The sequence below is a fragment of the uncultured Shimia sp. genome (assembly GCF_947493595.1).
In the GTDB taxonomy this organism is placed as follows: Bacteria; Pseudomonadota; Alphaproteobacteria; order Rhodobacterales; family Rhodobacteraceae; genus Shimia.
Genome location: NZ_CANLRL010000001.1, coordinates 936,673 through 962,431, shown reverse-complemented (window position 1 = coordinate 962,431; position 25,759 = coordinate 936,673). Strand labels below are relative to the sequence as shown.

Genomic DNA, 25,759 nt, shown 5'->3' with positions numbered 1-25,759 from the left:
CTTATACGTCTTCGAACACACCCGGAATGCTGCTCGGGCCTTTGTTGCCCAGCCATGCCGGCGTTGGCAGGCCTTTTTCCTTGAGGAATTCTGGGTTGAACAATTTGGACTGATAGCGGGTGCCATAGTCACAGAGAATGGTCACAATCGTGTGGCCCGGACCCATCTCCTTGGCCATGCGCACTGCGCCCGCCACGTTCACGCCAGAAGACCCACCAAGGCACAGCCCTTCGTTTTCAAGAAGATCAAACACATAAGGCAGCGCCTCTTCGTCCGAAATCTGGTAGCTCATGTCCGGCGTAAAGCCTTCGAGGTTCGCCGTGATGCGCCCTTGGCCAATGCCTTCGGTGATTGAGCCGCCTTCAGATTTCAACTCACCGTTGATGTAAAAGCTGTACAGCGCCGCGCCCATCGGGTCCGCCAGGCCAATTTTCACGCCTTTTGGCTGCAATGCCTCGGCGACGCCAGCCAACGTACCCCCAGACCCAACAGCACAGGTAAAGCCATCCACTTTGCCCCCGGTCTGTTCCCAAATCTCCGGGCCTGTCGTCTCCACGTGGCTCTGACGGTTGGCCACATTGTCAAACTGGTTGGCCCAGATTGCGCCGTTTGGCTCGGTCTTGGCCAACTCAGCGGCCAAACGGCCAGAGTAGCGCACATAGTTGTTGGGATTTTTGTAAGGCGCCGCAGGCACCTGCACCAGTTCCGCGCCCGCCAGACGCAACATGTCTTTCTTTTCCTGCGATTGAGTCTCAGGGATCACAATCACGGTTTTGAAGCCCATGGATGCACCCACCAGCGCCAGACCAATGCCTGTGTTGCCGGCTGTGCCCTCGACAATGGTGCCGCCAGGCTTCAGCTCACCGCGCGCAATGGCGTCTTTGATGATATACAGCGCGGCGCGGTCTTTTACAGATTGTCCGGGGTTCATGAACTCCGCTTTGCCAAAAATCTCACACCCGGTTTCGTCGCTGACTTTGTTCAGGCGGATCAAAGGGGTGTTGCCAATCGCTTGGGCCAGATCACGGGCGATATGCATGTTGCGCGGTCCTTTATAGATGTCTGAAATCCTGTGTAGGCAAGGCGCGGGGCAAACTCAAGCGGTCCCGCGCAGCCTGTCGCGATGTCGCGCCAACCATAGCGCAGCCAACACCAATGGCGCATTCACCACTTGTTTGTTGTCCACCATCTGCATCAACTCTTCAAAACTGTATAGATAAGAACAAATGTCCTCCGCTTCATGTGCCAGTCCAGATACCCCGACCACTTCATCAGAAAGGTCAGCCAAGCCCAGGTAAATGTTGTAAAATTCGGTACTGCATCCCGGCGAGGCATAGCAATTCGCCACCTCGTGCAGAGCGGTCAAACCAAGCCCTGCTTCCTCTTGAGCTTCACGCCTTGCGCAGGCTTCGGGATGCTCATCCGCATCCAACCGTCCAGCGATTGGCTCAAGCTGCCAAGGCAAATCATCGCCACGCGCAAACGGGCCAGGACGAAACTGTTCGATCAACAAAACGCGATCCCGCACCGGATCATATGGCAGCACAATCACGGCATCCGTGGCCACAAAGACCGCACGTTTGACCATGTCACTGCGCGCCCCGTCGTAGCGGCGGAAGGTCAGGTCATACTCTTCCATCGTGAAAAAATTGGCGTATGGCCGCGTCAAAGTAACGTCACTGACATCTGCGCCTGTCATGCCACTTGGGCTCACGGCATCGTTGCGCCGTCGCGCTTGCATTTTGGCGGTGGCCCGCGCCTTGATCATGGGCAACATTCGATCCACCTCGGCGCGGCTCCGGTGTCCAAAGTAGGTCATCTCTTCGACCGCTCTGAGAACAGTCACTTCGCCAAACCTTTGCGCCCAGCCGTCAAGCGACCATTCCCCGTCTGGCACCCAGCCTGCGTTGTCGCTTTTGAACACCTGCGCCGGACAGGTTTGCCCCGCCACTTCTACGGAAACATCCGTCAAATCATAATCGTAACTGCCTTCATAAAACCGGAGCCGCTCAACGCCATCATCACTCAAGCCACCAATAAACAGGCCAAATGCCCGGCTGTCCGAAGGTTTTAGAATGGGGAAATCCTGGCCCTGCACGGCAAAAACAGAATGGTCCACCAACTCCGCAGGTCTCAGATCCAACGCGCTCGCGGGTTGGCCAAGCACAGCCTCAAGCAGTGGCACGTGTCGCAACGTGCCGTACACAAAAACATTTGTCATGGTTTATCCCCAGCGGCGTGCCGCAAAATTTGTAAAAAAGCCGCTCACAATTGCGCCCAACGCAAGTGTGATCAATATATTTGGATGCAGCAGGTACAACCCATACTCCATGGCAACGGTGACCGCTCGTTCCATCGCTTCTACCGGTTCGTCCAAACGCCGCCGCATCGCGAGCCGAAACATCTCGATCAAGCCAAACAACACCAAAGCCCAAAACACCAGGGCTGCGACGCCGACAATCCCCAGTTCCAGAGAGCCACTGCGCCCGGCCCTTCGCCCCATCACGCGCCAGCCCACTAGCAAACCAACCGCGGCGCTGATTAAAGTCATATGGCCAAAGTTCGAACCTTCCGGCATCTGCGGTTTCACAAACTCCGCCACAAGCCCACCGATAACGGCAAGGCAGAGCGCAGCGACTAACTTATTAGATGTGATCATGTACTGGGCTTAGAAATCGTGATTTGCGTCACGTTACAGCTTCCACTGCGAAACGCCGCAGCGCAAGAGGTCAGATAAAAATTCCACATGCGGCGGAAGCGCTCATCAAAGCCCATACGCGAGATCCGGTCCCAATGGGCGTTAAACGTGCCATGCCACCGACGCAAAGTTTGACTGTAACTCTGGCCAAACTCAATTGATCCCGCCACAACCAAACCCGCTTTTGTGACCTCTTCACGCAGGGCGGATGGGCTGGGCAACATGCCGCCTGGAAAAATGTATTTCTGTATAAAATCAACACCTTTTCGGTAGCTTTGAAACCGTTCTTCAGTCAAGGTGATAACTTGCAGCGTCGCCTTCGCACCTGGTTTGAGCCGGTCACGTACGGCATCAAAATACACCGGCCAGTATTTTTCTCCAACCGCTTCGAACATTTCAATGCTGGCGATCCCATCGTAGGTGGCGGTTTCATCTCGGTAATCCTGTAGCTTGAAGGTGACGAGATTGGAAATTCCTGCCCTTTCAATACGCTCTCTTGCGAACTTCAACTGCTCTTCGGAAATGGTCAGCCCGGTAACTCTCAGCCCGCGTTCCTTGGCGGCGTATTCTGCAAAGCCGCCCCATCCGCAGCCGATCTCTAGCACATGATCGCCCGGTTTCACCTCCATCTGATCCACCATACTGGCGTATTTTGCCGTTTGGGCGTCTTCCATGCTTTCCCGGCCAGTTTCAAATATGGCCGAGGAATAGGTCATCGTCTCATCCAACCAAAGGCCATAAAACTCGTTGCCCAAGTCATAGTGATAGCTAATGTTTTTCTTGGCCTGCATCTTTGTGTTGGTGTTCATCCAGTGCCGCAATCTCTCAAATGCGCGGACAAAAAACATACCGGGAAACGCGTCATACAGGGCATCATTGTCATGGCGCAGAAAATCACAAAACGCCTGTAAATCCGGGGTGCTCCACCAGCCTTCCAAATAGGCTTCGCAAAATCCCAATTCGCCCTCGCGCATCAATCGCGCAAAAGTGTCATCGTTGTGTACATGCATTTCGCATTCCGGCCCAGGCTCCGGCCCCAGCGCATGAAACTTGCGCCCGTCCTGCAAGACAAAATCTATGCGACCATGTTTGATTTGTAGCGCGGTCTCAAACACCGCAGCAAAGTAGCGCGGCAAGTTTTCTTCACCCTTGGTCGATGTCAGGTACATATAGCCCCCCCTCTTCCTTGTGTGCTCCAAATGCTAGGCGACATCAGCGCCTTACGGCAAGTTTTAATTGTAGTGGGAGAGCCGCATTGTGGCGAGAGGTGGTCAGCCTTGATCAACAGGCAGCAAGATTACAGAGCAGTTGATCCGGCGGTAGATAGGTGCACCCTGCCGCAGGATCGGACGCATCCCCCGCGCCACGCAGTCCCGCGACAAGGCTCTCAGCGCCGGCGACAAACACGATTTGCCATGGCTCCGAGGCTTATAAATATGGGGATGGCACCTCACCCCAGCAAGAAGAAGCCACAAGTCGTTTTCCGGATTTGCCGCAAGAATGGCCAGCCGCAAGCTATGCCGCAAACACTCCGTGAGATGCGGAGTGCTTGATGTCGTTTGACTCAAAGCCCCGCCTGGTGAAATCTTTCAAACACTTACGACGGGCCTGAGCCCAGAGTTACAGCACCGCGTCGAGCGCCGAAATCAATTTCTGTACTTCCTGCTGGCTGGTGTAATGCACAAAACTCACCCTCAAAACACCGTGAACGGTATCAACATTCATGCCCTCCAGCGCGCGATTGGCGTAGAAATCGCCTCCGCCAGCCATCACACCGTGGCTGGCCAGTTGTGCAGCCAGCGCCTCACCTGGCGCATTGGCCACCAAGGCCACCGTCGGCGCCCGTTTGGCCGCGTCTGTCGGCCCAATCAGCCGCACCGAGTTCTTGGAAGCAGCGTAGTCCAACAACGGCTGCAACAGCTTTTCTTCATGATCCCGCATCAGGTCATGCACCGCTGCGCCGGTGGCCACAGGCGTTTCACCCATAATCCCGTGATGCGCCGCCAAAGCCTCGATGTAGTCCACCATGCCCGCGCTGGCCGCGACCTGCGCATGGTCCGGTCCTGCCGGCGTGAACCGCTTATACAGGCTGTCGCCGTTGAAATAGTGCCCCTGATTGGGCAGCATGGTCCCGATATTGCGCCGGATCACCATGATGCCCTGATGCGGGCCATAGGTCTTATAGGCCGAGAACAGATAGATATCCGCCCCCATACCGCCAACATCCGGCAGCCCATGCGGGGCATAGCTCACGCCATCGACGCAAACAAACGCCCCGGCCGCATGAGCCAGCGCGGTGATCTTGGCCACCGGATTGATCTCGCCAACGACGTTGGAACAATGCGGGAAACACACCAGGCGCACCCGGTCATCGAGCAGTTCCATCAGCTTTTCAGGATCAAGATGCCCGGTTTCCGGATCAATCTTCCATTCGCGGATCTCAATGCCGTCCTCAGCCAACCGCCGCCACGGGCCAGAGTTGGCCTCATGATCCTGATTGGTAACAATGATCGCATCCCCCGGGTCCATCCACTGACGAAAGGCCTGTGCCAGAACATAGGTATTCTGTGTGGTTGACGGCCCGAATGAGACCTCATCCGTCTCCACGCCCATGAGCGCCGCCAAACGGGCACGCGCTTCGTCCATCTCGGCCCCGCCAAGCTCGGATGCTCGGTAAGGCGCATAGGGCTGCACCTTGCGCTCGCGGTAAAACCGCGTCAGCCGGTCAATCACCTGTGCCGAGGTATAGCTGCCACCCGCATTCTCAAAAAACGCTTGTCTCTCAAGCGATTGTTCTGAAAACGCCGGAAACTGGCTGCGCACAAAATCTACATCAAGCATCGGATACCTCCCCTGAATTGACATGCACCAAACCGCCGTTTCCCGGCAGGGTCAAGCCGGGAAACAGGTACAAAACGCGGTGTTTATGCCAGCGCCGCGCGGATTTTGTCTGCCTGCACTTTGAGCACGGCGAAATCCGCCATCGTGCCCGGCGGGCGCAGCTTCACACCGTCGTGGCGCGGCAAAACGTGGTAATGCAGGTGAAACACCTCCTGGCCACCCGCCGCCTCATTAAACTGCTGCACAGTCACACCTTCCGCATCAAAGGCCTGCATCACCGCATGGCCCATCGTCTGGACAGTCTTCAAGCAAGCGGTCAGCTGCTCCGGTGTGGCGTCCAGCATGTTGCGGCACGGCGTCTTTGGAATGATCAGACAATGCCCGTCTGCACGTGGCATAATGTCCATAAACACATAGGTGTCGTCATCCTCATAAAGCTTCTCGCTCGGGATTTCACCCCTCAGGATTTTTGCAAATATATTGTCGTTGTCATAGCTCATGGCGCGCCACCTCCTTCAAACATGCAAAAGGCGGGCAAGTTGCCTCACCCGCCTGTTTCACTGTGTTTTCGCGCTGTTAGGCGTTCACGTCAACCACAACGCGGCCCTGTATCTGACCTTGCAGAATATCTGCGCCCAATTGCGGCAGATCGGACAGGGTTGCTGGTTTAACCATCGCTTCCAGCTTGTCCATCGGCAGGTCTTTGGCAATCCGCTCCCAGGCGCGCAGGCGATTGTCATACGGCTGCATCACGGAGTCGATGCCCAAGAGGTTCACACCGCGCAGCAGGAACGGAATCACGGTGGCAGGAAGCGCCGCCCCACCGGCCAGACCGACGGCAGCCACGGACGCCCCATACTTCATCTGACCCAGCACCCGCGCCAACATCGCGCCACCCACGGCATCCACACATCCGGACCAAGTCTCGCTCTCCAGAGGCCGCTTCACGGTCTCATTGAGATCTTCCCGCGCCACGATCTGCGTCGCGCCGAGCGATTTGATGTAGTCGCCACTCTCCGGACGTCCCGTCACACCGGCGACCTCATAGCCAAGGTTTGCCAGGATCGCGACTGCCACAGAGCCCACGCCCCCGGCGGCACCAGTCACCAGAACCGGACCATTGCCGGGCTTCAATCCATGATCTTCCAACGCCATCACCGACAGCATCGACGTGAAACCTGCAGTACCCACCGCCATGGCTTGTTGCGGTGTCAGCCCCTCTGGCAGCGGCACCAGCCAATCGGCCTTCACCCGCGCCTTTTGACCATAGCCGCCCCAATGCGCCTCGCCTACGCGCCAACCGGTTAGCACCACTTTGTCGCCCGGCTTGTAGCGATCATCGTCGGACGCCTCGACGGTGCCGGCAAAATCAATGCCCGGCACATGCGGATACTTGCGCACCAGCCCGCCGCCCTTGGCCGACAGGCACAGCCCGTCTTTGTAGTTCACCGTGGAATACTCCACCGCCACCGTGACCTCTGCATTGGGTAGGTCGTCCAGCGTCAGATCTTTGATCGACGCGCTTGCCAGACCTTCGTCGTTTTGGTCCATCACCAGTGCTTTGAACATCTCATTTCTCCTCTCGCGCCAGACCGCCGCCCAGCATTCACAGTCCCAAAAATATCCTCGCCGAAGGCCTCCGCCTCCGGCCTCATCCGCTATTGCCAGAAGGCCTCAAAAACCGTCGCAGGCCGCACCCCATCCGGTGTCACCACATCCACCTCGGTGCCTGACTTCCAATGGGTCATCCGCACCATGCCGATCGCCACATTTGTGGTGAAATCAGGCGACCAAGCGGCGCTGCTCACATTGCCCACGTGGTCGTCGCCATCCATGATCGGCCAAAGCTGATCACAGGGCGGCACCGCAGCGCCATGAATTTCAATGGGCCGGATTTGTCGCACCGGGCCTTCCTGCGCCACGCGCAACAGAGCATCCCTGCCCACACAGCCAATCGCGGTATTGGTGTTACAAAACCGCCCAAGGCCACATTCGTGTGGCGTGTTGTCATCGGTCATATCGTTGCCGTAGCTGAGCAGTCCGCCTTCGATACGTTCAATCAGGTTTGGACAGCCGGCATGTACATCCAGATCCTTGCCCGCCTCCATAAGGGCATTCCAAAGCGGCATACCGATGTCGCCGCCCTCTACGTAGATTTCAAATCCACCCTGTTTGGAATAGCCAGACCGTGCCACCACAAGACTACGCCCCTGAAACTCAAACCAGCCAAAGCGGAAGAACCGCACGTCGCGCACTTTCTCGCCAAACACCCGCGCCATCAGATCGTCCGCCTTAGGACCCTGCACGGCCAGCGGGCTGACGTCTGGTTCATCCACCAGCACATCCAGTCGATAGCCATAAGCGATGCCTTTGACCCACAACAGCAAATCGCTGTCGGCAATCGAAATCCACCACCGGTCCTCGGCCAGTTTCACCGCCACCGGATCGTTCAACATGCCGCCGGTCTCATCCACGATGGGCACGTAATAGCACTGCCCCGGCAACATGCCGCGCAGATCCCGCGGCGTCAGCATCTGCATCAGCTTGCTTGCATCCGGCCCGCGCACTTCCACTTGGCGCTCGACTGCGACATCCCAAACCTGCACAGCGGTTTTGAGGTGGCGATAATCCTCTTCCACAGAACGAAACACCGTCGGCAGCAACATGCGGTTGTAGACCGTGTAAGCTTTCACACCGGCCGCTTCGACACCGTCCGAAAATGGCGTCCGGCGCAGTCGCCGTGACGGGGAAATCAGAGCCATGAAACCTCCTCAGGCATCAAAACCAAATCCGTGTCTTCTGTGTTGCGACCAAAGCCGGTCAGCATGGCATGCACTTGGCCGCGGTGGTGGGTCTGGTGGTTGAACAAATGCACCACACACAGCGCCATCGGCTTGTGCATGTCTTTGTTCAGCATCTGCGCATGCCAGCTCAAATCACCACTTAAGCTTTCGGCGGTAACACTGTCTGCCCACTGTAAAATTCTCTGATCCATGCGTGTGCGCTCCTGCGCCCAGATCGCAAAATTCGGGCACAGTTCGGCATGTTCAGTCGCCGGCTTGGACGGCCCATCCCTGCCGTCCAAGCGGCTCATCCACAGAGCATCGCCCCAGAGGATGTGATTGATCGTCGCCATGACCGAGTCAAAAAACGCACCACGATCAGCCCGCAATTCTGCCTCGGTCAGGGTTTCACACGCCACCCGCATCTGACTGTTCTGCCAGGCGTTATACTTGGCCATCATCTGGCAGTATTCGGGCGTGATCATCGACATTGGCCTTACCGAGGTCCGTGCCAGTCGATCTGGCAGATTTCAGCAGAGCGTCCGCCAAAGTCCCAGACCCGGCCAAAGGCACGCACGCGGCCCTTGGAGGCTGTCGCCACCGTGATATCCGGCCCCATCCAGTATTTGGTATTGGAGATCACAATCTCCTCATCCTTGTTTTTGCCTTCAACCGGATAGACCACACCCTCGATCTTCTTGCCGACGGTGATGTGACGGGTTTTGCCATCCTCGGACGTGTCATAAGACACAGGCTGACGCTCTACGCCAATGATCTCGCCCACCAGAACCTGGAACAGACCAGTGGTGCCTTTGGCTTTGCCACTGAAAATGTCCACCAGCGCGTTGTATGCCTCTGGGCTGGCGCGATCATCAATGAACAGCGCCACTTTCCAGTTACCGCGGCTCATCATGCCCGGGATCTCGATCAACAGACCGATGTTCAAACCCGAAAGATCCACGTCGCCGTATTGACCCTCGTCAATCCGCACACCGCCCCAGGTCTGACAATGGCCCTCTGTGGGCGGATGCAGACCCAGGCTCACCACACAGGGGCAGAACACTGTACAGTTACAGTTCAGGATCAGCTCGCCCTTAATGGTCCACGGAATGGTGCCCAACCCGGATTTCATCGCCTCTGGATGGCGGTTGTCGATCTTGGCCGGCGCCGTAATGTTGTCCGATGCCATGGTGTGTTCCTCCTTAAGTATTCCTCACAGGGCATGCGCCGCCACATAGGCCGCGCTACACAACAGCACGAGCCCCAGCGGCTTTGTCACCCAACGCCCGACGTCGGGCAGTTTCTCAAAAATCATGATTAGCGTGGCCAGCCCCATGAAGGCGATGTTCATCACGCCGCCCACAAAGGCCAAAAGCATCAACGCCCAGCAACAACCCAAACAGGTCAGTCCAAGGCGCAGCCCATTTTTCCAAGGCCCCTCGTTCCAATGTTGCATAAAAAACGTCATTGGCATGCGGCACTTGGACAGGCAGGCTTCTTTCATAGGGGAGAACTGGTACAGCCCGGCCACCATCAGCAAGAAGGCCGAGAAAAACGCCGACCGGCTATCGCCCAATGCGCCCAGCAGTCCCGCTTGAAACAACACCATCTGCAGCGCCGCGGCCAGTATGGAAAAACCGATCCAAACCGCGAGATAGCCGCCCACCAGCGCGGAAAACTTTGTGCCAGGTGCTTGGCGCGCCAGATCATCATAGGTGGCAAAGGCGGGCAAAGCCGTCGGTGCCATCATCGCCGCAGACATCACAATCCACATCAGCAAAACGCGGGCAAAGCCGCTGGCATCTGGTGTAATCGTGCAAAGGCTAACCCAGAAGTCCGCGCCGTAAATCGCATTGAGTTCCCGCATCTCCGCCGGAATGGCCATCAGAAACAGAATAGCCCACGCAGCCAGAATGCCGCCAAACAGCGCCAACCAATGAAAACCCGATATAGAACGAATGCGATCCGCGATCATCCCGGCACTCCTCCTCTTGCCACGACTCACAACTTGCTGTCTAAAATGTCAGACAATTAAACGCGCAGCAAACACTAAATGTCAGACAATTGAAAATAGACCCCAAAAACAAAGCCGACCTCTCCGCGCAAATCGCCAAAGCCATCCGCGATGCGATCATTTCCGGTGACATGAACGTCGACGAACGCCTGCCCTCGGAATCCGAGTTGGCGGATCAATTCGATGTGTCTCGATCCACAGTACGCGAGGCGCTCAAACGTCTGGCGGCGCAAAACCTGATCCGCACCCAACGTGGGGCCACCGGCGGGGCCTTTGTTCGACGCTTGTCTTATGACGAAGCCTACGCTCAACATATCACCACCAGCACATTGTTGCTGTCGATGAACGCGGTGGATTTTGAAACCGCCTGCGAAGCCCGTTTTGCGCTGGAACGCGCCTGCGCCCCATTGTCGGCCAAACGCCGCACACCGGATCACCTTGCCACCATGCGCGCGGAGATTCACCGTCAGGCCCAGCCGGGACTCTCTGACGAACGCTTCTGTGACAGCGACGTGGCCTTTCACCGCGCTTTGGTGGATGGCGCCGGAAATCCGGTGCTGTCTTATCAATTGGCAGGTGCAGTTGAAGCCATGCAGCCGCTGATGAACATGATCACCTTCACCCAACGCAATCGCGACGTAATCATTGGCCTGCACACCCGCATAGCCGACGCCTTGGAGATGCAAAACAGTGCCGACGCTGACGAAGCGCTTGCGGAACTCACTGCTTACACGCTCACGCTTGGTGAAGAAGCGATGGAGGCCCGTGCTCGGCGGTAACCCAAACTATCGCCTTGCACCTTTTCCCTAATCTGAGTTTTCTTCGCCTAAAACGGCCGCAAAGCCGAGCAACAGGAGAGACTCATGCGCCCGACCGACTATCTGCGCACCCTTGCGGGTGAAGACTGGACAGCAGCGACCACGCACCCGTTTTGTTCCGAACTGGCAAAGGGCACGTTGCCGCTGAGCAAAATGCGCTGGTATCTGGCGCAGGACTACCAGTTTGTCGGCAACTTCGTGCGCCTGCTCGCAAGCGCCATCGCACACGCGCCGACATTAGCAGACTCGGTCCCAGCAGCACAGTTCCTCGCTTTGGTCACCGGCCCGGAAAACACCTACTTCCTGCGCTCCTTTGAGGCGCTTGAGGTGAGTGAGGCAGAGCAAAATGCGCCGCCTGCTCCGCCAACCGAAGGGTTCAACGCCCTTATGGCCGAAGCCGCCGCCTCCGGTCGCTATGAATTGATGCTGGCGGTACTGGTTGTCGCGGAATGGGTCTATCTGAGCTGGGCTACCCCGGTGAACCCACCCAAAGACGACCTGCCGTTCTATTTTGCTGAATGGATCACCCTGCATGCGGGGGACGGCTTTGAAGGCGTGGTTGAGTACCTGCGTAGCCAATTAGACGCCGCGTGGCCAACTCTGACCGCCGAGGCACAGAATAAGGTCGAGGCGCTCTTCCTGCGGGCCGTAAAACTGGAGCGGGATTTTTGGGACGCGTCTTACGCCGAACATAGCTAACGCAGCTTAACTTTTGAGGACGCAACGCACGGTCCGGTAACCTCAACCGGGCCGTTACATACCCCACCTCCGCAAAACAGTCGTGATACAGATGTGTTACCGACGCGCCAAAATTTGATTAACGCCGCTTGCACCTCCCCTGCAACAGGCTTATCTATTGGGTGTTCCTTCGGGGACTATGGACATAAACGCGCTTGTAATAAACGGATCGGACCCGGGGGCGGTACCCGGCGTCTCCACCAAACATCCTTCATTTGAGGATCATGGGGACGAAATAGGATCGACGGACGTCTAAAGAAGTTAGCTTTGTTTCGGCTGTCTGCCACCGTTATCGGCGAAACTTGTACAATTGCAAATGACAATCGTGCTCCGGCAATGGCAGTTGCAGCGTAAGCTGTAAATGTCGCCGAAACTAACTCCTTAGGTTTAGCGACCTAAGGCGGGGTCCGCAGGAACCTGGCAACAGAATCCTGCACATTCCCACCCAAAATTCTTAAATTAACCGAGTCGCGCCTTGGGTGTGGAAGGCGTTAATTTTTCAACGAAAAATGGTTAATTTGAGACTTGGCATTAATACTTCGGGGTCACAATTGCTTTATTTGTTAAAAATCGCAATTTCGCCACGTTTTGACCTTTCTTTTTAACCTTTCACTTACTCTTTGGACCGTAGCGTCTGCTTTGGGGATACAACTGGAAGGCACTCAAAATGTCTGTAGATAAACAGCAAGTAATCGAAGATTGGTTCCGGCGTGTTTGGGTAGAAGCCGATATGGACGCCATCGACGAGATGTTCCGTCCTGATAGTAAAGCTGAAGGTGTTCTGCCTGGCTTTGATGTGGGGCCGGATGATTTCCGCGAAATGGCGAGCATGTATTTGGCGCTGGTCGAGGATCCAATCGTCTGCGTCGAAAAGGTCATGGTGGACGGTGATTGGGCCGCAGCACTCTGGACCATGAGCATTCTAAACCCGGTCAGCGGCGATCGCATCACCGGCTTTGGTCAACTCTTTGTGCGCTTTGAAGGCGCGATCATGGTTGAAGCCTATAACAACTTTGATTTGGTTGCCTTTTTCGAAAAAATGGGCTTCCTGCCAGAGCAAACTATGGCCATGTGTCTAACGGGGCAAAAGGTCGCTTAAGTCCGTCAAAAACACCTTGCATTCGGGGTATTGTGCGCTAGCCATAGTGCCATGACGCAAATGCCCTCATACACCGACATGCTGCGCGTCTTCGGACGCATAGGCCTCCTGTCTTTTGGTGGACCTGCAGCGCAAATTGGGTTGATGCACCAAGAGTTGGTCGACCGCACGGGATGGCTGAAAGAGAAAGAATTTCTCGGCGCCCTCTCTTTTTGTATGCTTCTACCTGGCCCCGAAGCCATGCAGCTCGCCACCTTCTGTGGCTGGAAGCTGCGCGGCACGTTAGGTGGCGTCATCGCTGGCAGCTTGTTTGTGCTGCCCGGCGCCGCGTTGATCTTCTTTTTGGTTGCAGGATACGCCGCTTATGGTGACCTTCCACTTGTGGCATCTGCCTTTCTTGGCGTGAAAGCTGCTGTGGTGGCAATCATCGTGCAAGCCTTATTAGGTTTGTCGCGCAAGGTGCTGACAAATAGGATAAATGCGGTAGTCTCAATGGCAAGTTTTGCCGCATTGTATTCAGCGATCTTACCTTTTCCTGTCGTCATTGTCCTGTCTGCGGCATTGGGATTTGTACTGTCCCGACAAACCGAAACTTCAGACATAGACGCAAGTAGCAACCGCGTCCAAAACCCATGGAGACAAACGGTGACCGCCGTCGCTGTTTGGGGGGGTCTCTGGCTTGTGCCCGTGGTCTTTGCTGTCTCCGCAGGTGGGTTCCTGAAAGACATTGCGCTGTTCTTTTCACAACTGGCCGTGGTCACCTTCGGCGGCGCTTACGCCGTGCTGGCTTATATGGTGCAAGCGGTGGTGCAGGACTTCGGCTGGCTCACCACTGACCAAATGATGGACGCGCTTGGCTTGGCGGAAACCACACCCGGTCCCTTGATCCTTGTCACCCAGTTTGTCGCCTCTCTGGCTGGCCAACTGCAAGGCGGTGCCAGCTTGGCGCTCGTCGCTGGTTCACTCGCACTATGGTGCACCTTCATTCCTTGCTTCCTCTGGATTTTTGCTGGAGCACCTCACGTTTCTCGGATCTTGTCAAATCCACGCCTAAGCTCAGCGCTCTCCCTGATTTCTGCAGCTGTATTGGGCGTCATCGCCAATCTGAGCCTTTGGTTCACACTCAACCTTCTGTTTGCCCAAACCACACAAAGCCCTTTCGGCACCCTGCCCGTCCTGACCAGCTTTGATCCAATCGCAGGTGCACTGACCGCCGCGGCAATCTTTGCTATGTTGAAACTGCGCTTGCCACTTCTTGGGGTGCTAGCGCTCTCAGCCATCGCCTCGATGACATTTGGTCTGCTTTAGGCCAACTTTTTGCACTGGATCATCTTTCGTTTCCCGCGCAATGGTCTATTGTAAAAACAACAGACTATCGGAGCACTGACATGTCCGGGACCATCGACTACGGAAATCTTATGCATCGCGCGATGCGTAGCCTGATTCAGACGGTTTTGACCGATGTTCAAGCAACCGGTCTGCCCGGTGAGCATCACTTCTTCATCACTTTTGATACTCAGCATCCAGATGTGGAAATCGCCGAGTGGCTCGCAGATCGCTATCCTGGTGAAATGACAGTGGTCATGCAGCACTGGTACGACAATCTGACCGTCACCGACGAAGGATTTGCTGTCACGCTCAATTTTGGAGACGCGCCGGAGCCGCTTTATATTCCTTACAATTCCATCAAAACCTTCGTGGATCCCTCAGTGGAATTTGGCCTGAGGTTTGAAACCCAGGACGAGGAAGAAGAAGACGACGTTCTTGATGAGCTGCCTGAGGAAATCAATCTCGAAGAAATTGTTGAAGAACCACGTAAGGACGCCGAAGTGGTTTCTCTGGACAGCTTCCGTAAGTGATCCCCTCAGCCATACGGGCCTCAATTGGGTCAAAACGCTCCTGGACGTTAAACCTCCGTATCAATGGCGGATTTACCGCGCCTTGTTAGCGGTATCCCACGGTATACAGTATTGCACTTTGCCCCACTTCCGTTATGACACTCCTGACATTTTATTCCGGAGGTCGTCATGGCAGATACCCGTACTGAAACCGACAGCTTTGGCCCACTAGAGGTCCCTTCTGACAAGTACTGGGGTGCGCAGACCCAGCGTTCGATCATGAACTTCCCAATTGGTTGGGAAAAACAGCCAGTGGCGATTGTTCGTGCGCTTGGCGTGATCAAGCAGGCTTGTGCAATGCAGAACAAAGCCACCGGTAAGATGGACGCCAAAATCGCCGACGCAGTGATTCAAGCAGCGTCCGAAGTGGTTGCCGGTAAATTTGATGACAACTTCCCACTGGTGGTCTGGCAGACCGGGTCTGGAACACAGTCCAACATGAATTCCAACGAGGTGATTGCTAACCGCGCAATTGAAATTCTCGGCGGCGTGATTGGCTCCAAAGACCCTGTGCATCCAAACGATCACTGCAACATGGGTCAGTCCTCTAACGACACCTTCCCAACCGCGATGCACATCGGTGCTGCAATGACCGTACGTGATGTTCTGCTACCGGGCCTGAATAAGCTCGCAGAAGGCCTGGAAGCGAAGTCCGAAGAGTTCAAAGACATCATCAAGATTGGCCGGACCCACACCCAAGACGCCACGCCCCTGACATTGGGCCAAGAATTTGGCGGCTATGCCCATCAGATCCGCCAAGGCATCGCCCGTGTAGAGGCCGCTCTACCTGGCATTTATGAACTGGCCCAAGGCGGCACCGCCGTAGGCACCGGCCTGAACACACAACCCGGTTGGGGCGAAGCTGTGGCGGGACATATGGCCGACATCACCGGCCTGCCCTTCGTGACGGCACCAAACAAATTCGAAGCACTGGCAGCACATGATGCCATGGTCTTTATGTCCGGCGCTTTGGCCACTGTGGCGGGTGCGATGTACAAGATTGCCAACGATATCCGCTTCTTAGGGTCCGGGCCACGTTCCGGTCTTGGTGAGTTGATCCTGCCGGAAAACGAGCCTGGCTCCTCGATCATGCCAGGCAAGGTAAACCCAACCCAGGCCGAAGCCATGACTCAGGTAGCCGCCCACGTCATGGGCAACAACGCTGCCATGACCTTTGCCGGCTCTCAAGGTCACTTCGAGCTGAACGTCTACAACCCGATGATGTCCTACAACCTGCTGCAATCCATGCAGCTTCTGGGCGACGTAGCCGACAGCTTCACCGAGCGTATGCTCAACGGCATCAAAGCCAACGAGCCACGCATCGACAAGCTGATGAAAGAAAGCCTGATGCTGGTCACCGCGCTGGCCCCAACCATTGGCTATGACAACGCCACAAAGGTTGCCAAGACCGCGCACAAAAACGGCACCACGCTGAAAGAAGAAGCCATCGCGCTTGGCTTTGTCGACGAGGCAACTTTCGACGCTGTGGTGCGGCCGGAACAGATGATTGGTCCAAAGGCGTAATCACAGCCCTCAACAGATTGAAAAGGCGGCTCAATATGGGTCGCCTTTTTCTTTTTTCGACGGAAAAATGACGACCAACCGTTTGAAAATTGATAACGGCAGCCCTAGGTACAACCCATGAAAAAACAGAGTATCCGTCCCCTACACCTTATTCTCATCCTGATTTTGGGTGGGGTATCTCTAGCCACAACACCTGTGTTTGCCATGGTGATTGATGAGATCACGACCTGTGAGTTCGATTCCGCCGGGCAGTGATGTAACTCATGCTGGGCAAGTCCTTGGGATAACGATAGTCTCCCACTATGACCGTTGTGAATCTCAATAAGTTCCGCAAAGCCAAAGCCCGCGCCACCAAACAAATGCAAGCAGATGAAAACGCTGTGAAGTTTGGCCGCACCAAAGCTCAGAAAAAGTTAGAGTCTTCGCAAGCGGATAAGGCGCGCCAGGATCTTGATGGAAAAGAGCGCAAATGAGCCGCCCTATCAAGCGATCATTGACCTTGCGTGGTCACCGCACCAGCGTGTCCTTGGAGGATGACTTTTGGCGGGCATTTCGCGATATCGCGGATGAAAAAAACATCCCTATCAATGCATTAGCCGCTCAAATTGATGCTGATCGTGATCTGGAAGCAGGGCTCGCCACAGCCATTCGGCTTTATGTCCTGGCCTATTTTCGCACCCGATCTTCATTTGACCCCTAAATATCCCCGCCGGAGGCAATGCCCGGTAGGGCGTGTTAGGCCGCTTCGGATGCCACCAAGCGAATCCGCTCAATCATTGCCCGCAACCCGTTTGAGCGCTGAGACGACAGGTGCTCATTTAGCCCGAGACGCTCGAGTTCCGCCCGCGCATCAACCGCCCCAACCTCTGCGAGGCTCAGCCCATTGTAAAGCTTGCGCAAAACCGCAATCAAACCACTCACAATCATCGCGTCACTTGCACCGTCGAAGGTCAATACGCCGCCTTCAATTGTTGGGTGGAGCCAGACCTGACTGGCGCAACCGTCCACTTTGGTCGCCGGGACCCGAAGCGCCTCGTCCAGCACAGGCATGTCTTTGCCCTGCTCAATCACATAGCGATACCGATCTTCCCAATCTTCGATGAACTCAAAGTCCTCAACAATGTCTTCAAAGGCCTGGGCTGCCATGGTGGATCACTCCTGTTACGTGAACTGCGGTTTCTCACTTATGTCGCGCAATCACAAAGGTCCACCCCCGGGAGGACAACATCATCTGGTGCTTTTCAAGGCGAAACGAATAGGTTAACCCATGGGACAAAGAATGAGGCCTATCAATGCGCATCCCTGTCTTACTGTTGTTGACATCGACATTGGCTTTGTCGGCCTGTCAATCCCGATGGAACCCCTCCAACTGGTGGGGCAAAGATCAGCCAAGTCAGGTGCAGACGGACACCAATGCGTTGATTCCGGAAAAGACTGAGGACGGGCGGTCGTTTTTTCAAAGTCAGGAAACCGCTGAATACAGGGGGCTCCCGATCAACAGGGTCACGTCAGTCGACATTCACAAAGTGACAGAAGGCCGTTTGATCATGGCGGTGGGCGTTTCCTCTGTGCACGGGACGTCGGATATCCGTCTCGTTGTGCCAAGCGAAAATGCCCTGAACGGTGGTGTCTTGACGTTGAATTTGATGGGGCGTCCGCCGGTTGAACCCATCATTGGCGGCTCAGACCAATCCCGCGAAGTGACGACTGCCGTGGTGCTGACCGAGCAGGAAATGGCGGGCGTGCGGACAATTCGCGTAAAAGCCTTAACCAACAGCTTGGACCGTCGCGCCCGGTGAGGGGGCGCATCCCCAATCAAATTTTGTGAGACAAAAGGCGGTTTTGGTAGGCCCGGCAGGACTTGAACCCGCAACCAAAGCGTTATGAGCGCTCTGCTCTAACCAATTGAGCTACAGGCCCGCCGAGTGCTTGGTTATGAAATGCCGCCAGTGCCGTCAAGCGGTCAGTTTGCCTTCCACCACTTTGAATTCAGCTTGCCGGCGCAGATCCACCAATTTGGAGACGAAAGCATTGATCACCAAATCAATTTTTGATCCGGGAATTGTTTTGGTCGGCGAAATTGCAAAGACGTCTTTGCTCGGTGCCTGATAGTCAGGCAACACCACTTCATAAGTGCCGTCATCCAGTTCATTTTGGATCAGCATGCGCGCAGCCCGGGTATACCCCATGCCTGACCGAACCGCGCCAAGAATGATCTCTGGATCATCAGCTGTAAAACCAACGCGAATAGGGGCCTGATACGTCAGACCCTCTTTTTGCACTTCAAAGAAGCCGGCGGTTTTGTCTTCATGGTGTTGAATAAACTTCAACCGCTTCATTTCGTCTGGGGTTTTCGGACGCCCCTGCTTGTCCAGGTAACTTGGCGTTGCAAAAAACACGGTTTCCAAAGACGCAATCTTGCGCCCGTATCCAGATGTCTCGCCCAAACGACCGGCGCGAATGGCGAGGTCAAATCCCTCGCGCACCACATCGACCAGCCGGTCTTCCATCCGCAACACAATATCAAGATCTGGATGCGCCTTGCCCAACTCGATTAACACGGGCCCAAACACAATGCGCCCAAGGAAGTTGCCCGTGTTAATTCGAACGGTACCCGAAACATCGCTTTCCAAGGCCTCAAGTTCAGCTTGCATAAGCTCATAACGCTCCAGGAGTTTCTGAGCGTGTTCCTGCAACAAGACCCCTGCCCGCGTGGCTGAAACCCCTTGCGGCGACCGGTGCAACAGTTGTTGACCAATGTGGGCTTCCAACTGTCTGATTTGTTGACTGACGGCAGATTGCGAAATGCCGCGATGCTGCCCTGCGCCCGAGAGGCTCCCTTCGGTGAGAGCGCTTACAAAGGTCTCCATCAACCCTAGTCGGTCCATCCTATAAGCACTCCTTATGCCCCATATCATCATCACATTGGTACAATCCAATAAATATCAAGCCTAGGTACCGCTTACCAGCATGCGCTGGATAAAAATTGCTTCAGGGATATTGGAGACCCTTATGTCGATGAACCGCAGAACCTTCCTTTTCACCGCCGCCGCAACCCCAGCCATGGCCGCAGCCCCGATGTCCGTTTTGGCGTCATCCCCCAGCACCAGAACATTTCAAGGCACGTACCGTTTTTCGGTGGGGGACGCGATGGTGACCGCACTTCTGGATGGCTACCTTGATGCGGCACCGCAAATGATCCCTGGCTTTGATGAAGCCACAATTTTACCCGCTTTGGAGAAAGCCCAACAAAAACTATACCCCGGTGGTGTGCGCATTCCCGTCAATGCCTTCCTGGTGGAACTCAACGGTCAGCGCATTCTGATCGATGCGGGCACCTCGTCCTTTTTGGGAGAGACGCTTGGTGATTTGACCAAAGCGCTCGCTGCTATCAATGTACCAGCTGACTCCATTGATATGATTGCGCTCACCCATATTCACCCGGATCATTCCGGCGGCTTGATTGATGCCAATGGAGTCGCTGTTTTTGCAAATGCGCAGATTGCCGTAGGGCAAACCGAATACGGGTTCTGGCATGACGACGCGATCATGGCGAGTGTGCCAGAAAGCTCCCGTGGCTTCTTCCAGATTGCCCGCAACACAGTCGCGCCTTACGCGGATCGTTTGATCATGCACAACGGTGAACAGGAGGTTCTGCCAGGCCTCACAAGTTTGCCCCTGCCCGGTCACACCCCAGGTCATGCCGGATACCTGCTGCAATCTGGCGGTGAACAGCTCCTGTTTTGGGGGGATTTGGTGCACATGACAGCGCTACAGTTCGACAACCCTAACCTAACCATTGCCTTTGACACCGACGCCAAGCAAACGGTTGAAACCCGCCTAGGCATGTTTGATCGGGCGGTTGCCGACAATCTGCTTGTCACTGGCGCGCACCTCGACTTCCCAGGCCTCGGCAAAGTGCGCAAATCGGGCGACAGCTACGTGTACCAGCCCGCTCCATGGCAATACGGCGCCTAAGGACACAGATGCACCGCCTGTTGACGCAGGCGGTGCATTCCCCTGTTCCAATCGCCGAGCCAATGCAGTAAGGACCACGCCAAGCATCGGATTGTAAGGACATACCCCATGAGCGACGGCAAAAACGGCATCACCTACGCAGATGCAGGCGTGGACATTGACGCAGGCAACGCCTTGGTAGAGCGCATCAAACCCGCCGCCAAACGTACAAAACGCTCCGGCGTGATGGCAGGCCTTGGTGGCTTTGGCGCATTGTTTGATCTGAAAGACGCAGGCTACACAGATCCAATCCTCGTTGGCGCGACCGATGGCGTGGGCACCAAGCTGCGCATCGCAATTGACACCGGTAATGTAGACGGCGTGGGCATCGATCTTGTTGCCATGTGCGTGAACGATCTGGTTTGCCAGGGTGCGGAACCCCTGTTTTTTCTCGACTACTTTGCGACCGGCAAACTGGAAACAGAAACCGCCGCCCGCATTATCGAAGGCATCGCGGAGGGCTGTGTTCAATCCGGCTGCGCACTGATCGGCGGTGAAACCGCAGAAATGCCTGGCATGTATGAAGCAGGTGACTTTGACCTGGCTGGCTTCTCCGTCGGCGCCATGGAACGCGGTGCGGACCTGCCTGCTGGCGTTAAAGAAGGTGACGTGCTTTTGGGTCTTGCCTCCAACGGCGTACACTCCAACGGCTACAGCCTTGTGCGCAAACTGGTAGAGGTTTCTGGCCTCAAGTGGGACGACGCCTGCCCATGGGACGAGAGCCAAACTCTCGGCGCGGCCCTTTTGGCCCCAACCCGCCTTTATGTAAAACAGTGTCTCGCGGCAGTGCGCGCGGATGGTGTACATGCGCTGGCCCACATCACTGGCGGAGGCCTGACCGAGAACCTGCCACGCGTTCTGCCTGAAGGTCTGGCAGGCAACATCGACCTCAACGCTTGGGACTTGCCACCGGTCTTTCAATGGCTGGCCAAAACCGGGGGCATGGAAGAGGCCGAACTGCTCAAAACCTTCAACTGCGGTGTTGGCATGATCCTGTCTGTTGAAGCCGACAAAGCTGAGGCGCTGACTGCTCTGCTGAAGGAGCAAGGTGAGACAGTATACACCCTTGGCACTGTTCAAGTCGGTGAAGGCGTGTCCTACACAGGCTCCCTCCTGTGAAAAAACGCGTCGCGATCTTCATTTCTGGCGGCGGCTCCAACATGGTCCGCCTCCTCGAAGACATGGCTGAGCCAGGTCATGCAGCGGAACCTGTTTTGGTGCTGGCCAACAGCGCCGATGCAGGCGGATTGGCCAAAGCTGAAGCGATGGGCGTGAAGGCCGTCGCCGTAGATCACCGCCCATTCAAAGGTGACCGCCCGGCGTTTGAGGCGGCTTTGCAGGCCGAACTGGATCAGGTTCAACCCGATATTCTCTGTCTTGCTGGTTTCATGCGCGTGCTGACCGAAGGCTTTGTGGCACCGTGGGAAGGCCGGATGCTAAACATCCACCCTTCTCTTCTGCCTAAGTATAAAGGTCTGCACACCCATGCCCGCGCACTTGAGGCCGGTGACTACGAGCATGGCTGCACCGTGCACCTTGTCACTCCAGCTTTGGACGATGGCCCAATCCTTGGCCAGGCCCGCATAGCGGTCGAACCAAGCGACACGCCAGACACGCTTGCGTCACGCGTCCTGGTGCAAGAGCACAAGCTCTACCCGGCGGTTCTGCGCCAATTTGCGGCAGGAAATACCACACCCATCACTCTTTAAGAGTGGATCAATTGCTTTCCTCTACGTTTGTGCGTAGTGCTGTTATCCACAGCCTTATAGAACACACCAAGAAGACACGCTGCATATGAAAACCCTCACGACGACCGAAGAGCTCGCGCACTTTTGTGAAATGGCGCGCAAAGAGCCTTATGTGACCATCGACACGGAATTCCTACGCGAGCGTACCTATTATTCCAAACTTTGTTTGGTTCAGATGGCAATGCCAGGTGAAGGCAATGACAACGCGGTCTTGGTGGATCCTCTGGTCGAAGGCTTGTCGCTGGAACCGATGTATGAGCTGTTTCGCGACACCAATGTTGTGAAAGTGTTTCATGCCGCGCGTCAGGATCTGGAGATCTTCTTTGTCGAGGCTGGCGTTTTTCCGGATCCGCTTTTTGACACGCAAGTTGCTGCCATGGTCTGTGGTTTTGGTGAACAAGCAGGCTATGAGACCTTGGTGCGTAAGATTGCCAAGCAAAGCCTTGATAAAAGTTCCCGTTTTACCGACTGGTCCCGCCGTCCTCTGACCGATGCGCAGAAAACCTATGCCATTGGTGACGTGACACATCTGCGCAAAATCTATGAGTTCTTGTCCGCGAAACTGGCCGAAACCAAACGCGCGCATTGGGTCGAAGAAGAGCTGCAAATGCTCACCCGCCCCGAAACCTATATCATAGATCCAGAGAACGCGTGGAAGCGTGTGAAAACCCGCACCACCTCGCCGAAGTTTCTCGCCATCGTTCGCGAACTGGCCAAGTTCCGAGAATCTCACGCGCAAAGCCGCAACATCCCACGCAACCGCGTGTTCAAAGATGATGCATTGGTTGAACTGGCTTCCACCAAACCCGCCAATATGAACGATCTTAGCCGGTCCCGCTTGCTTCTGCGCGAAGCCCGCAAAGGCGAAATTGCCGACGGCATTCTGGCTGCGATCAAGGCCGGCAAAGAGTGCCCTCAGGATGACATGCCTCGTCTCCCCAAACGGGATGACAAACAGCAAGTCAACCCAGCGCTCGCTGACTTGCTACGCGTGCTGTTGAAAGCCAAGACCGAGAGCTCCAGTGTTGCACCCAAATTGATCGCCTCTTCCGCAGATCTGGACACCCTTGCGTCCGGTGGCCGCGACGTCCAAGCCCTACACGGGTGGCGACACGAGGTATTTGGTCAAGACGCCCTACGTCTTTGCGAAGGCAAAGTCGCTTTGGCTGCCAAAGGCAACAACATCAAAATCGTTTCGCTGTAACCGCGGCACTCTGGACCACCGCGTTACTCCTTCGACTTCATCGATTTGACGACGGCTTTGGCAATCCCGGCGGCCACGCTTGGCGCGATCCCTCCCAATGGGTTGGCGGCCATCTTTTTAACGGCGTCCACGGCGGCTTTGGCTTCGTCTGCAGCCTGACGCACCTCAGCTTCCAAATCTTCAATTGCCATGTCGCGCACTTCGCTCACCGCGGCTATGTCCTCTTCAACGCCTGATTTGGACGACGCCAAAGACACACACAGCCCCGCAAGGGCAAAGTTGACTATGCCAACAATCAACGCCGCTGCTGCTGGCGTCATGACCTCTTCCAATGCAAAGAATCCGGCAACATTCAGCATCACCAAGCCAATACCTGCTACCACCAGCGCCATCACCATCAATCCGGTTTGACGGCGCAACACCGCGAGGTGCCGATGGGCGATCAAGCGTTCTGAACGCAGAATAATAGAAATATTTCTCGAAATTCGGTTGCTCATCATTCCGCTCCTATTTTGCCCGGCCAATCAAATAGCCCACCGCAAATGCGCCTAAAGCAAACATCATTGGCTGTTTGTGCGGAAGCTCCTCAAGGTCTGAAAGGATTTCTCCGATATCCGTCTCCCAATCCGTTTGAGCCGCGACCCTATGGATGCCCTCTTCTTGAAGACCTTCTTCGGTGGGCGGCGCGGCTTCTTCAGCACGTGACTTTTCACGAATGTCTCGCGCCGCCAACTCCGCTCGTAGACGCGCCAGTTCCGCTTCCAATTCGGCTTTTGTTGCCATCCTGCTGTCCAATCTCTCAACGTCGCGTTGCAAAACCTCAATGGAGGTTGGCGAAGCACAGGTTGAAAATGTCATCAAATCATTTCAAATCACATACGTACAACAAAGCCACTAACGCGAAGCAGGTGCAATAAAAACAACCCTCACCTTGGAGCGATCTTGGTCGTCATCTTGGAGCATTCATCATGGGCATTTCGTAAGCATCTGACTTTGAAGCGAAATCAGACACATGAGATCAAAGTGGGAACCGTTGAAAGCCCCAGAAATCCAAGCAAGCTTTTTTCAAGTCTTAACCGATCCGCACAAAAAGGCCTCATTTCCGGCATCAGTTTCCCACGGTAATTCGTAAAAACATCCCTATAGCCGCCGGCCATATCCATAATTGGGAAAGGGAAGTGTGCTGGCATGACATCATAGGAGGCACACCATGTCACAGTCCAAAAAAGACCAGCCACGTCAGTCGGAAAAGCAATCAAAGCCGGCGCCAAGCAACACGCCAATCTTCAGCGATTGGGCCATGATCTAGCCGCACCTCTGATCACAACAAAATGCTGAGGGCACCGCTTGCCCCTGCTTGACCGCGCGGTCTAATGTGCCGCCATGTCAGAGCCAATTTCCAGCATTCGCAACTTGGGCCCCGCCTATGAAGAGGCCTGCGCCCGCGCCGGTATCCATACCGCGGAAGAAGTCCGCACACTGGGCGCCGATGAAACGTACGCACGTCTGTTAAAGACCGGCACAAAACCCCATTTCATTGGCTACTATGTGCTTGTGATGGGCTTGCAAGGCCGTCCTTGGAACGATTGCAAGGGCAAAGAGAAAGACGCCCTGCGCAAACGCTTTGATGCACTCAAATCCAGCTCTCATGACAAAGGCCGCTCTGATCTTGAGGCGGCATTGAACATGATTGGCGTGATCGAAAAACGCAAAGCCTGACCTACAGCTTTCTCATTCTCAAAATATCTTGGGGAGTGTGAGGGGCTGGCCCCTCATTGCCAACCACAAAAAAACGCGAGAGGTTGCCCTCCCGCGTTTAAATGTCGTTCTCGGTAAAACCGGTTGGCTTATCCTACCAGTTCCAGACCGGAGAAGAAGTATGCGATTTCAACCGCTGCGGTTTCTGGAGCGTCAGAACCGTGTACGGAGTTTTCGCCAACGGATTCTGCAAACTCGGCGCGGATGGTGCCGGCTGCTGCGTCTGCTGGGTTGGTTGCGCCCATAACTTCGCGGTTTTTCGCGATTGCGCCTTCACCTTCCAGAACCTGTGCAACGATTGGCGCAGACGCCATGAATTCGCACAGTTCGTCGTAGAATGGACGCTCAGCGTGCACAGCGTAGAACACGCCAGCTTGCGCTTTGGTCAGGTGGATGCGCTTTTGCGCAACAACGCGCAGGCCAGCTTCTTCAAACTTGGCGTTGATCGCGCCAGTCAGGTTGCGGCGTGTGGCATCAGGTTTGATGATCGAGAAGGTGCGTTCCAGAGCCATGTCTGTATCTCCATAAAGTGAGGGCCAGACACCACGTCCAGCCGAAATTCGAATTGGCGCTGCGATACCACGCGTTGGCGCGGTTGAAAAGCGGTGATTGACGCCGC

The 25,759-nt window shown here is 55.6% G+C and carries 31 protein-coding genes, 1 tRNA gene and 1 other RNA gene; 16 read left to right on the top strand and 17 right to left on the bottom strand.

Going from position 1 to position 25,759, the window contains the following annotated elements; all coding sequences use genetic code 11:
• Position 1: 1 nt before the first annotated feature.
• The 11 genes from Q0955_RS04790 to Q0955_RS04740 all read right to left on the bottom strand — a co-directional run bounded on the left by Q0955_RS04790 (position 2) and on the right by Q0955_RS04740 (position 10,297).
• Entirely contained in the window at positions 2–1,039 is a 1,038-nt protein-coding gene (locus Q0955_RS04790; RefSeq protein WP_299420579.1) for a cysteine synthase A, read from the bottom strand.
• A 57-nt stretch (positions 1,040–1,096) separates the two neighbouring features.
• Positions 1,097–2,221, bottom strand: coding sequence for an NUDIX domain-containing protein (locus Q0955_RS04785; RefSeq protein ID WP_299420577.1), 1,125 nt, complete (start codon positions 2,219–2,221; stop codon positions 1,097–1,099).
• A gap of 3 nt (positions 2,222–2,224) precedes the next feature.
• Positions 2,225–2,659 carry a TrgA family protein gene (locus Q0955_RS04780; protein WP_299420574.1) on the bottom strand — a complete coding sequence of 145 codons (435 nt, stop codon included), beginning with the start codon at positions 2,657–2,659 and terminating at the stop codon, positions 2,225–2,227.
• Positions 2,656–3,867 carry a cyclopropane-fatty-acyl-phospholipid synthase family protein gene (locus Q0955_RS04775; RefSeq protein WP_299420571.1) on the bottom strand — a complete coding sequence of 404 codons (1,212 nt, stop codon included), beginning with the start codon at positions 3,865–3,867 and terminating at the stop codon, positions 2,656–2,658. Before Q0955_RS04775 ends, Q0955_RS04780 begins: the two co-directional genes overlap by 4 nt.
• A 451-nt stretch (positions 3,868–4,318) precedes the next feature.
• Positions 4,319–5,539, bottom strand: coding sequence for an aminotransferase class V-fold PLP-dependent enzyme (locus Q0955_RS04770; protein ID WP_299420568.1), 1,221 nt, complete (start codon positions 5,537–5,539; stop codon positions 4,319–4,321).
• A gap of 83 nt (positions 5,540–5,622) precedes the next feature.
• Entirely contained in the window at positions 5,623–6,039 is a 417-nt protein-coding gene (locus Q0955_RS04765) for an HIT family protein (RefSeq protein WP_299420566.1), read from the bottom strand.
• Between the two features lie 76 nt (positions 6,040–6,115).
• On the bottom strand, positions 6,116–7,108 hold the full coding sequence (gene acuI / locus Q0955_RS04760; protein WP_299420563.1) for an acryloyl-CoA reductase: 993 nt from the start codon (positions 7,106–7,108) through the stop codon (positions 6,116–6,118).
• An 89-nt stretch (positions 7,109–7,197) separates the two neighbouring features.
• Entirely contained in the window at positions 7,198–8,301 is a 1,104-nt protein-coding gene (locus tag Q0955_RS04755; protein WP_299420560.1) for a dimethylsulfoniopropionate demethylase, read from the bottom strand.
• Complete coding sequence (locus Q0955_RS04750; RefSeq protein WP_299420557.1) at positions 8,292–8,813, bottom strand: DinB family protein; 522 nt, start codon at positions 8,811–8,813, stop codon at positions 8,292–8,294. The genes Q0955_RS04755 and Q0955_RS04750 overlap by 10 nt, the downstream gene beginning before the upstream one ends.
• 5 nt (positions 8,814–8,818) lie before the next feature.
• Positions 8,819–9,454 (bottom strand): DUF1326 domain-containing protein, encoded by a 636-nt coding sequence (locus Q0955_RS04745; RefSeq protein ID WP_294115232.1) that lies wholly within the window; start codon positions 9,452–9,454, stop codon positions 8,819–8,821.
• Between the two features lie 81 nt (positions 9,455–9,535).
• Positions 9,536–10,297 (bottom strand): DUF2182 domain-containing protein, encoded by a 762-nt coding sequence (locus tag Q0955_RS04740; protein WP_299420555.1) that lies wholly within the window; start codon positions 10,295–10,297, stop codon positions 9,536–9,538.
• Positions 10,298–10,386: 89 nt separating this feature from the next.
• Between Q0955_RS04740 and Q0955_RS04735 the strand changes: the two genes are divergently transcribed.
• From Q0955_RS04735 to Q0955_RS04690, 10 genes are all read left to right on the top strand, one after another.
• Positions 10,387–11,115: a FadR/GntR family transcriptional regulator gene (locus Q0955_RS04735; RefSeq protein ID WP_299420552.1), complete on the top strand. Its 729-nt coding sequence runs from the start codon at positions 10,387–10,389 to the stop codon at positions 11,113–11,115.
• Between the two features lie 84 nt (positions 11,116–11,199).
• Positions 11,200–11,853, top strand: coding sequence for a TenA family protein (locus tag Q0955_RS04730; RefSeq protein ID WP_299420550.1), 654 nt, complete (start codon positions 11,200–11,202; stop codon positions 11,851–11,853).
• 124 nt (positions 11,854–11,977) lie between these two features.
• Positions 11,978–12,330, top strand: a transfer-messenger RNA (tmRNA) gene (gene ssrA, locus Q0955_RS04725).
• A 229-nt stretch (positions 12,331–12,559) separates the two neighbouring features.
• Positions 12,560–12,991 carry a nuclear transport factor 2 family protein gene (locus tag Q0955_RS04720; RefSeq protein WP_299420547.1) on the top strand — a complete coding sequence of 144 codons (432 nt, stop codon included), beginning with the start codon at positions 12,560–12,562 and terminating at the stop codon, positions 12,989–12,991.
• Positions 12,992–13,042: 51 nt separating this feature from the next.
• The gene (gene chrA / locus Q0955_RS04715; RefSeq protein WP_299420544.1) at positions 13,043–14,299 is read left to right on the top strand and encodes a chromate efflux transporter; all 1,257 of its coding nucleotides are present in this window, start codon (positions 13,043–13,045) and stop codon (positions 14,297–14,299) included.
• Positions 14,300–14,379: 80 nt separating this feature from the next.
• The gene (locus Q0955_RS04710) at positions 14,380–14,850 is read left to right on the top strand and encodes a ClpXP protease specificity-enhancing factor SspB (protein WP_299420541.1); all 471 of its coding nucleotides are present in this window, start codon (positions 14,380–14,382) and stop codon (positions 14,848–14,850) included.
• A gap of 168 nt (positions 14,851–15,018) precedes the next feature.
• Positions 15,019–16,413, top strand: a complete 1,395-nt coding sequence (gene fumC, locus Q0955_RS04705) for a class II fumarate hydratase (RefSeq protein WP_299420539.1) — start codon at positions 15,019–15,021, stop codon at positions 16,411–16,413.
• 117 nt (positions 16,414–16,530) lie between these two features.
• Positions 16,531–16,668: a hypothetical protein gene (locus Q0955_RS04700; protein ID WP_299420536.1), complete on the top strand. Its 138-nt coding sequence runs from the start codon at positions 16,531–16,533 to the stop codon at positions 16,666–16,668.
• 47 nt (positions 16,669–16,715) lie between these two features.
• A complete protein-coding gene (locus Q0955_RS04695) occupies positions 16,716–16,886 on the top strand; it encodes a DUF4169 family protein (protein WP_299420533.1) in 171 nt (56 codons plus the stop codon).
• Complete coding sequence (locus Q0955_RS04690; protein WP_299420530.1) at positions 16,883–17,113, top strand: ribbon-helix-helix domain-containing protein; 231 nt, start codon at positions 16,883–16,885, stop codon at positions 17,111–17,113. The genes Q0955_RS04695 and Q0955_RS04690 overlap by 4 nt, the downstream gene beginning before the upstream one ends.
• A gap of 35 nt (positions 17,114–17,148) precedes the next feature.
• On the opposite strand, the gene Q0955_RS04685 is transcribed toward Q0955_RS04690, so the two are convergent.
• Positions 17,149–17,559: a SufE family protein gene (locus Q0955_RS04685; RefSeq protein WP_299420528.1), complete on the bottom strand. Its 411-nt coding sequence runs from the start codon at positions 17,557–17,559 to the stop codon at positions 17,149–17,151.
• Positions 17,560–17,705: 146 nt separating this feature from the next.
• On the opposite strand from Q0955_RS04685, the gene Q0955_RS04680 reads away from it, so the two are divergent.
• Positions 17,706–18,212, top strand: coding sequence for a hypothetical protein (locus tag Q0955_RS04680; protein ID WP_299420525.1), 507 nt, complete (start codon positions 17,706–17,708; stop codon positions 18,210–18,212).
• A 44-nt stretch (positions 18,213–18,256) separates the two neighbouring features.
• On the opposite strand, the gene Q0955_RS04675 is transcribed toward Q0955_RS04680, so the two are convergent.
• Together Q0955_RS04675 and Q0955_RS04670 are read right to left on the bottom strand one after the other, a co-directional pair.
• Positions 18,257–18,333, bottom strand: a tRNA-Ile gene (locus tag Q0955_RS04675).
• Positions 18,334–18,368: 35 nt separating this feature from the next.
• A complete protein-coding gene (locus tag Q0955_RS04670; RefSeq protein WP_299420522.1) occupies positions 18,369–19,301 on the bottom strand; it encodes a LysR family transcriptional regulator in 933 nt (310 codons plus the stop codon).
• Positions 19,302–19,431: 130 nt separating this feature from the next.
• Here Q0955_RS04670 and Q0955_RS04665 point away from each other — a divergent pair, with 130 nt between their 5' ends.
• The 4 genes from Q0955_RS04665 (at position 19,432) to rnd (ending at position 23,382) form a co-directional block, all read left to right on the top strand.
• Complete coding sequence (locus Q0955_RS04665; RefSeq protein WP_299420519.1) at positions 19,432–20,391, top strand: MBL fold metallo-hydrolase; 960 nt, start codon at positions 19,432–19,434, stop codon at positions 20,389–20,391.
• A gap of 108 nt (positions 20,392–20,499) precedes the next feature.
• On the top strand, positions 20,500–21,549 hold the full coding sequence (gene purM / locus Q0955_RS04660) for a phosphoribosylformylglycinamidine cyclo-ligase (RefSeq protein WP_299420516.1): 1,050 nt from the start codon (positions 20,500–20,502) through the stop codon (positions 21,547–21,549).
• Complete coding sequence (gene purN, locus Q0955_RS04655) at positions 21,546–22,139, top strand: phosphoribosylglycinamide formyltransferase (protein ID WP_299420513.1); 594 nt, start codon at positions 21,546–21,548, stop codon at positions 22,137–22,139. The genes purM and purN overlap by 4 nt, the downstream gene beginning before the upstream one ends.
• An 85-nt stretch (positions 22,140–22,224) precedes the next feature.
• Positions 22,225–23,382, top strand: a complete 1,158-nt coding sequence (rnd, locus tag Q0955_RS04650) for a ribonuclease D (RefSeq protein ID WP_299420512.1) — start codon at positions 22,225–22,227, stop codon at positions 23,380–23,382.
• Between the two features lie 23 nt (positions 23,383–23,405).
• Here rnd and Q0955_RS04645 read toward each other — a convergent pair whose 3' ends face one another.
• Together Q0955_RS04645 and Q0955_RS04640 are read right to left on the bottom strand one after the other, a co-directional pair.
• Entirely contained in the window at positions 23,406–23,879 is a 474-nt protein-coding gene (locus tag Q0955_RS04645; RefSeq protein ID WP_299420510.1) for a phage holin family protein, read from the bottom strand.
• Positions 23,880–23,889: 10 nt separating this feature from the next.
• Positions 23,890–24,165, bottom strand: a complete 276-nt coding sequence (locus tag Q0955_RS04640) for a hypothetical protein (RefSeq protein WP_299420508.1) — start codon at positions 24,163–24,165, stop codon at positions 23,890–23,892.
• Positions 24,166–24,765: 600 nt separating this feature from the next.
• On the opposite strand from Q0955_RS04640, the gene Q0955_RS04635 reads away from it, so the two are divergent.
• Positions 24,766–25,101 carry a TfoX/Sxy family DNA transformation protein gene (locus Q0955_RS04635; protein WP_299420506.1) on the top strand — a complete coding sequence of 112 codons (336 nt, stop codon included), beginning with the start codon at positions 24,766–24,768 and terminating at the stop codon, positions 25,099–25,101.
• 128 nt (positions 25,102–25,229) lie between these two features.
• On the opposite strand, the gene ndk is transcribed toward Q0955_RS04635, so the two are convergent.
• Positions 25,230–25,652, bottom strand: a complete 423-nt coding sequence (gene ndk, locus Q0955_RS04630; RefSeq protein WP_299420504.1) for a nucleoside-diphosphate kinase — start codon at positions 25,650–25,652, stop codon at positions 25,230–25,232.
• Positions 25,653–25,759: the final 107 nt, after the last annotated feature.

Bases quoted from the DNA above. Each gene is read 5' to 3' on its own strand.
- Q0955_RS04790 (WP_299420579.1), bottom strand. From the start codon at position 1,039: ATGCATATCGCCCGTGATCTGGCCCAAGCGATTGGCAACACCCCTTTG.
- Q0955_RS04785 (WP_299420577.1), bottom strand. From the start codon at position 2,221: ATGACAAATGTTTTTGTGTACGGCACGTTGCGACACGTGCCACTGCTT.
- Q0955_RS04780 (WP_299420574.1), bottom strand. From the start codon at position 2,659: ATGATCACATCTAATAAGTTAGTCGCTGCGCTCTGCCTTGCCGTTATC.
- Q0955_RS04775 (WP_299420571.1), bottom strand. From the start codon at position 3,867: ATGTACCTGACATCGACCAAGGGTGAAGAAAACTTGCCGCGCTACTTT.
- Q0955_RS04770 (WP_299420568.1), bottom strand. From the start codon at position 5,539: ATGCTTGATGTAGATTTTGTGCGCAGCCAGTTTCCGGCGTTTTCAGAA.
- Q0955_RS04765 (WP_299420566.1), bottom strand. From the start codon at position 6,039: ATGAGCTATGACAACGACAATATATTTGCAAAAATCCTGAGGGGTGAA.
- acuI (WP_299420563.1), bottom strand. From the start codon at position 7,108: ATGTTCAAAGCACTGGTGATGGACCAAAACGACGAAGGTCTGGCAAGC.
- Q0955_RS04755 (WP_299420560.1), bottom strand. From the start codon at position 8,301: ATGGCTCTGATTTCCCCGTCACGGCGACTGCGCCGGACGCCATTTTCG.
- Q0955_RS04750 (WP_299420557.1), bottom strand. From the start codon at position 8,813: ATGTCGATGATCACGCCCGAATACTGCCAGATGATGGCCAAGTATAAC.
- Q0955_RS04745 (WP_294115232.1), bottom strand. From the start codon at position 9,454: ATGAAATCCGGGTTGGGCACCATTCCGTGGACCATTAAGGGCGAGCTG.
- Q0955_RS04740 (WP_299420555.1), bottom strand. From the start codon at position 10,297: ATGATCGCGGATCGCATTCGTTCTATATCGGGTTTTCATTGGTTGGCG.
- Q0955_RS04730 (WP_299420550.1), top strand. From the start codon at position 11,200: ATGCGCCCGACCGACTATCTGCGCACCCTTGCGGGTGAAGACTGGACA.
- Q0955_RS04720 (WP_299420547.1), top strand. From the start codon at position 12,560: ATGTCTGTAGATAAACAGCAAGTAATCGAAGATTGGTTCCGGCGTGTT.
- chrA (WP_299420544.1), top strand. From the start codon at position 13,043: ATGACGCAAATGCCCTCATACACCGACATGCTGCGCGTCTTCGGACGC.
- Q0955_RS04710 (WP_299420541.1), top strand. From the start codon at position 14,380: ATGTCCGGGACCATCGACTACGGAAATCTTATGCATCGCGCGATGCGT.
- fumC (WP_299420539.1), top strand. From the start codon at position 15,019: ATGGCAGATACCCGTACTGAAACCGACAGCTTTGGCCCACTAGAGGTC.
- Q0955_RS04700 (WP_299420536.1), top strand. From the start codon at position 16,531: ATGAAAAAACAGAGTATCCGTCCCCTACACCTTATTCTCATCCTGATT.
- Q0955_RS04695 (WP_299420533.1), top strand. From the start codon at position 16,716: ATGACCGTTGTGAATCTCAATAAGTTCCGCAAAGCCAAAGCCCGCGCC.
- Q0955_RS04690 (WP_299420530.1), top strand. From the start codon at position 16,883: ATGAGCCGCCCTATCAAGCGATCATTGACCTTGCGTGGTCACCGCACC.
- Q0955_RS04685 (WP_299420528.1), bottom strand. From the start codon at position 17,559: ATGGCAGCCCAGGCCTTTGAAGACATTGTTGAGGACTTTGAGTTCATC.
- Q0955_RS04680 (WP_299420525.1), top strand. From the start codon at position 17,706: ATGCGCATCCCTGTCTTACTGTTGTTGACATCGACATTGGCTTTGTCG.
- Q0955_RS04670 (WP_299420522.1), bottom strand. From the start codon at position 19,301: ATGGACCGACTAGGGTTGATGGAGACCTTTGTAAGCGCTCTCACCGAA.
- Q0955_RS04665 (WP_299420519.1), top strand. From the start codon at position 19,432: ATGAACCGCAGAACCTTCCTTTTCACCGCCGCCGCAACCCCAGCCATG.
- purM (WP_299420516.1), top strand. From the start codon at position 20,500: ATGAGCGACGGCAAAAACGGCATCACCTACGCAGATGCAGGCGTGGAC.
- rnd (WP_299420512.1), top strand. From the start codon at position 22,225: ATGAAAACCCTCACGACGACCGAAGAGCTCGCGCACTTTTGTGAAATG.
- Q0955_RS04645 (WP_299420510.1), bottom strand. From the start codon at position 23,879: ATGAGCAACCGAATTTCGAGAAATATTTCTATTATTCTGCGTTCAGAA.
- Q0955_RS04640 (WP_299420508.1), bottom strand. From the start codon at position 24,165: ATGGCAACAAAAGCCGAATTGGAAGCGGAACTGGCGCGTCTACGAGCG.
- Q0955_RS04635 (WP_299420506.1), top strand. From the start codon at position 24,766: ATGTCAGAGCCAATTTCCAGCATTCGCAACTTGGGCCCCGCCTATGAA.
- ndk (WP_299420504.1), bottom strand. From the start codon at position 25,652: ATGGCTCTGGAACGCACCTTCTCGATCATCAAACCTGATGCCACACGC.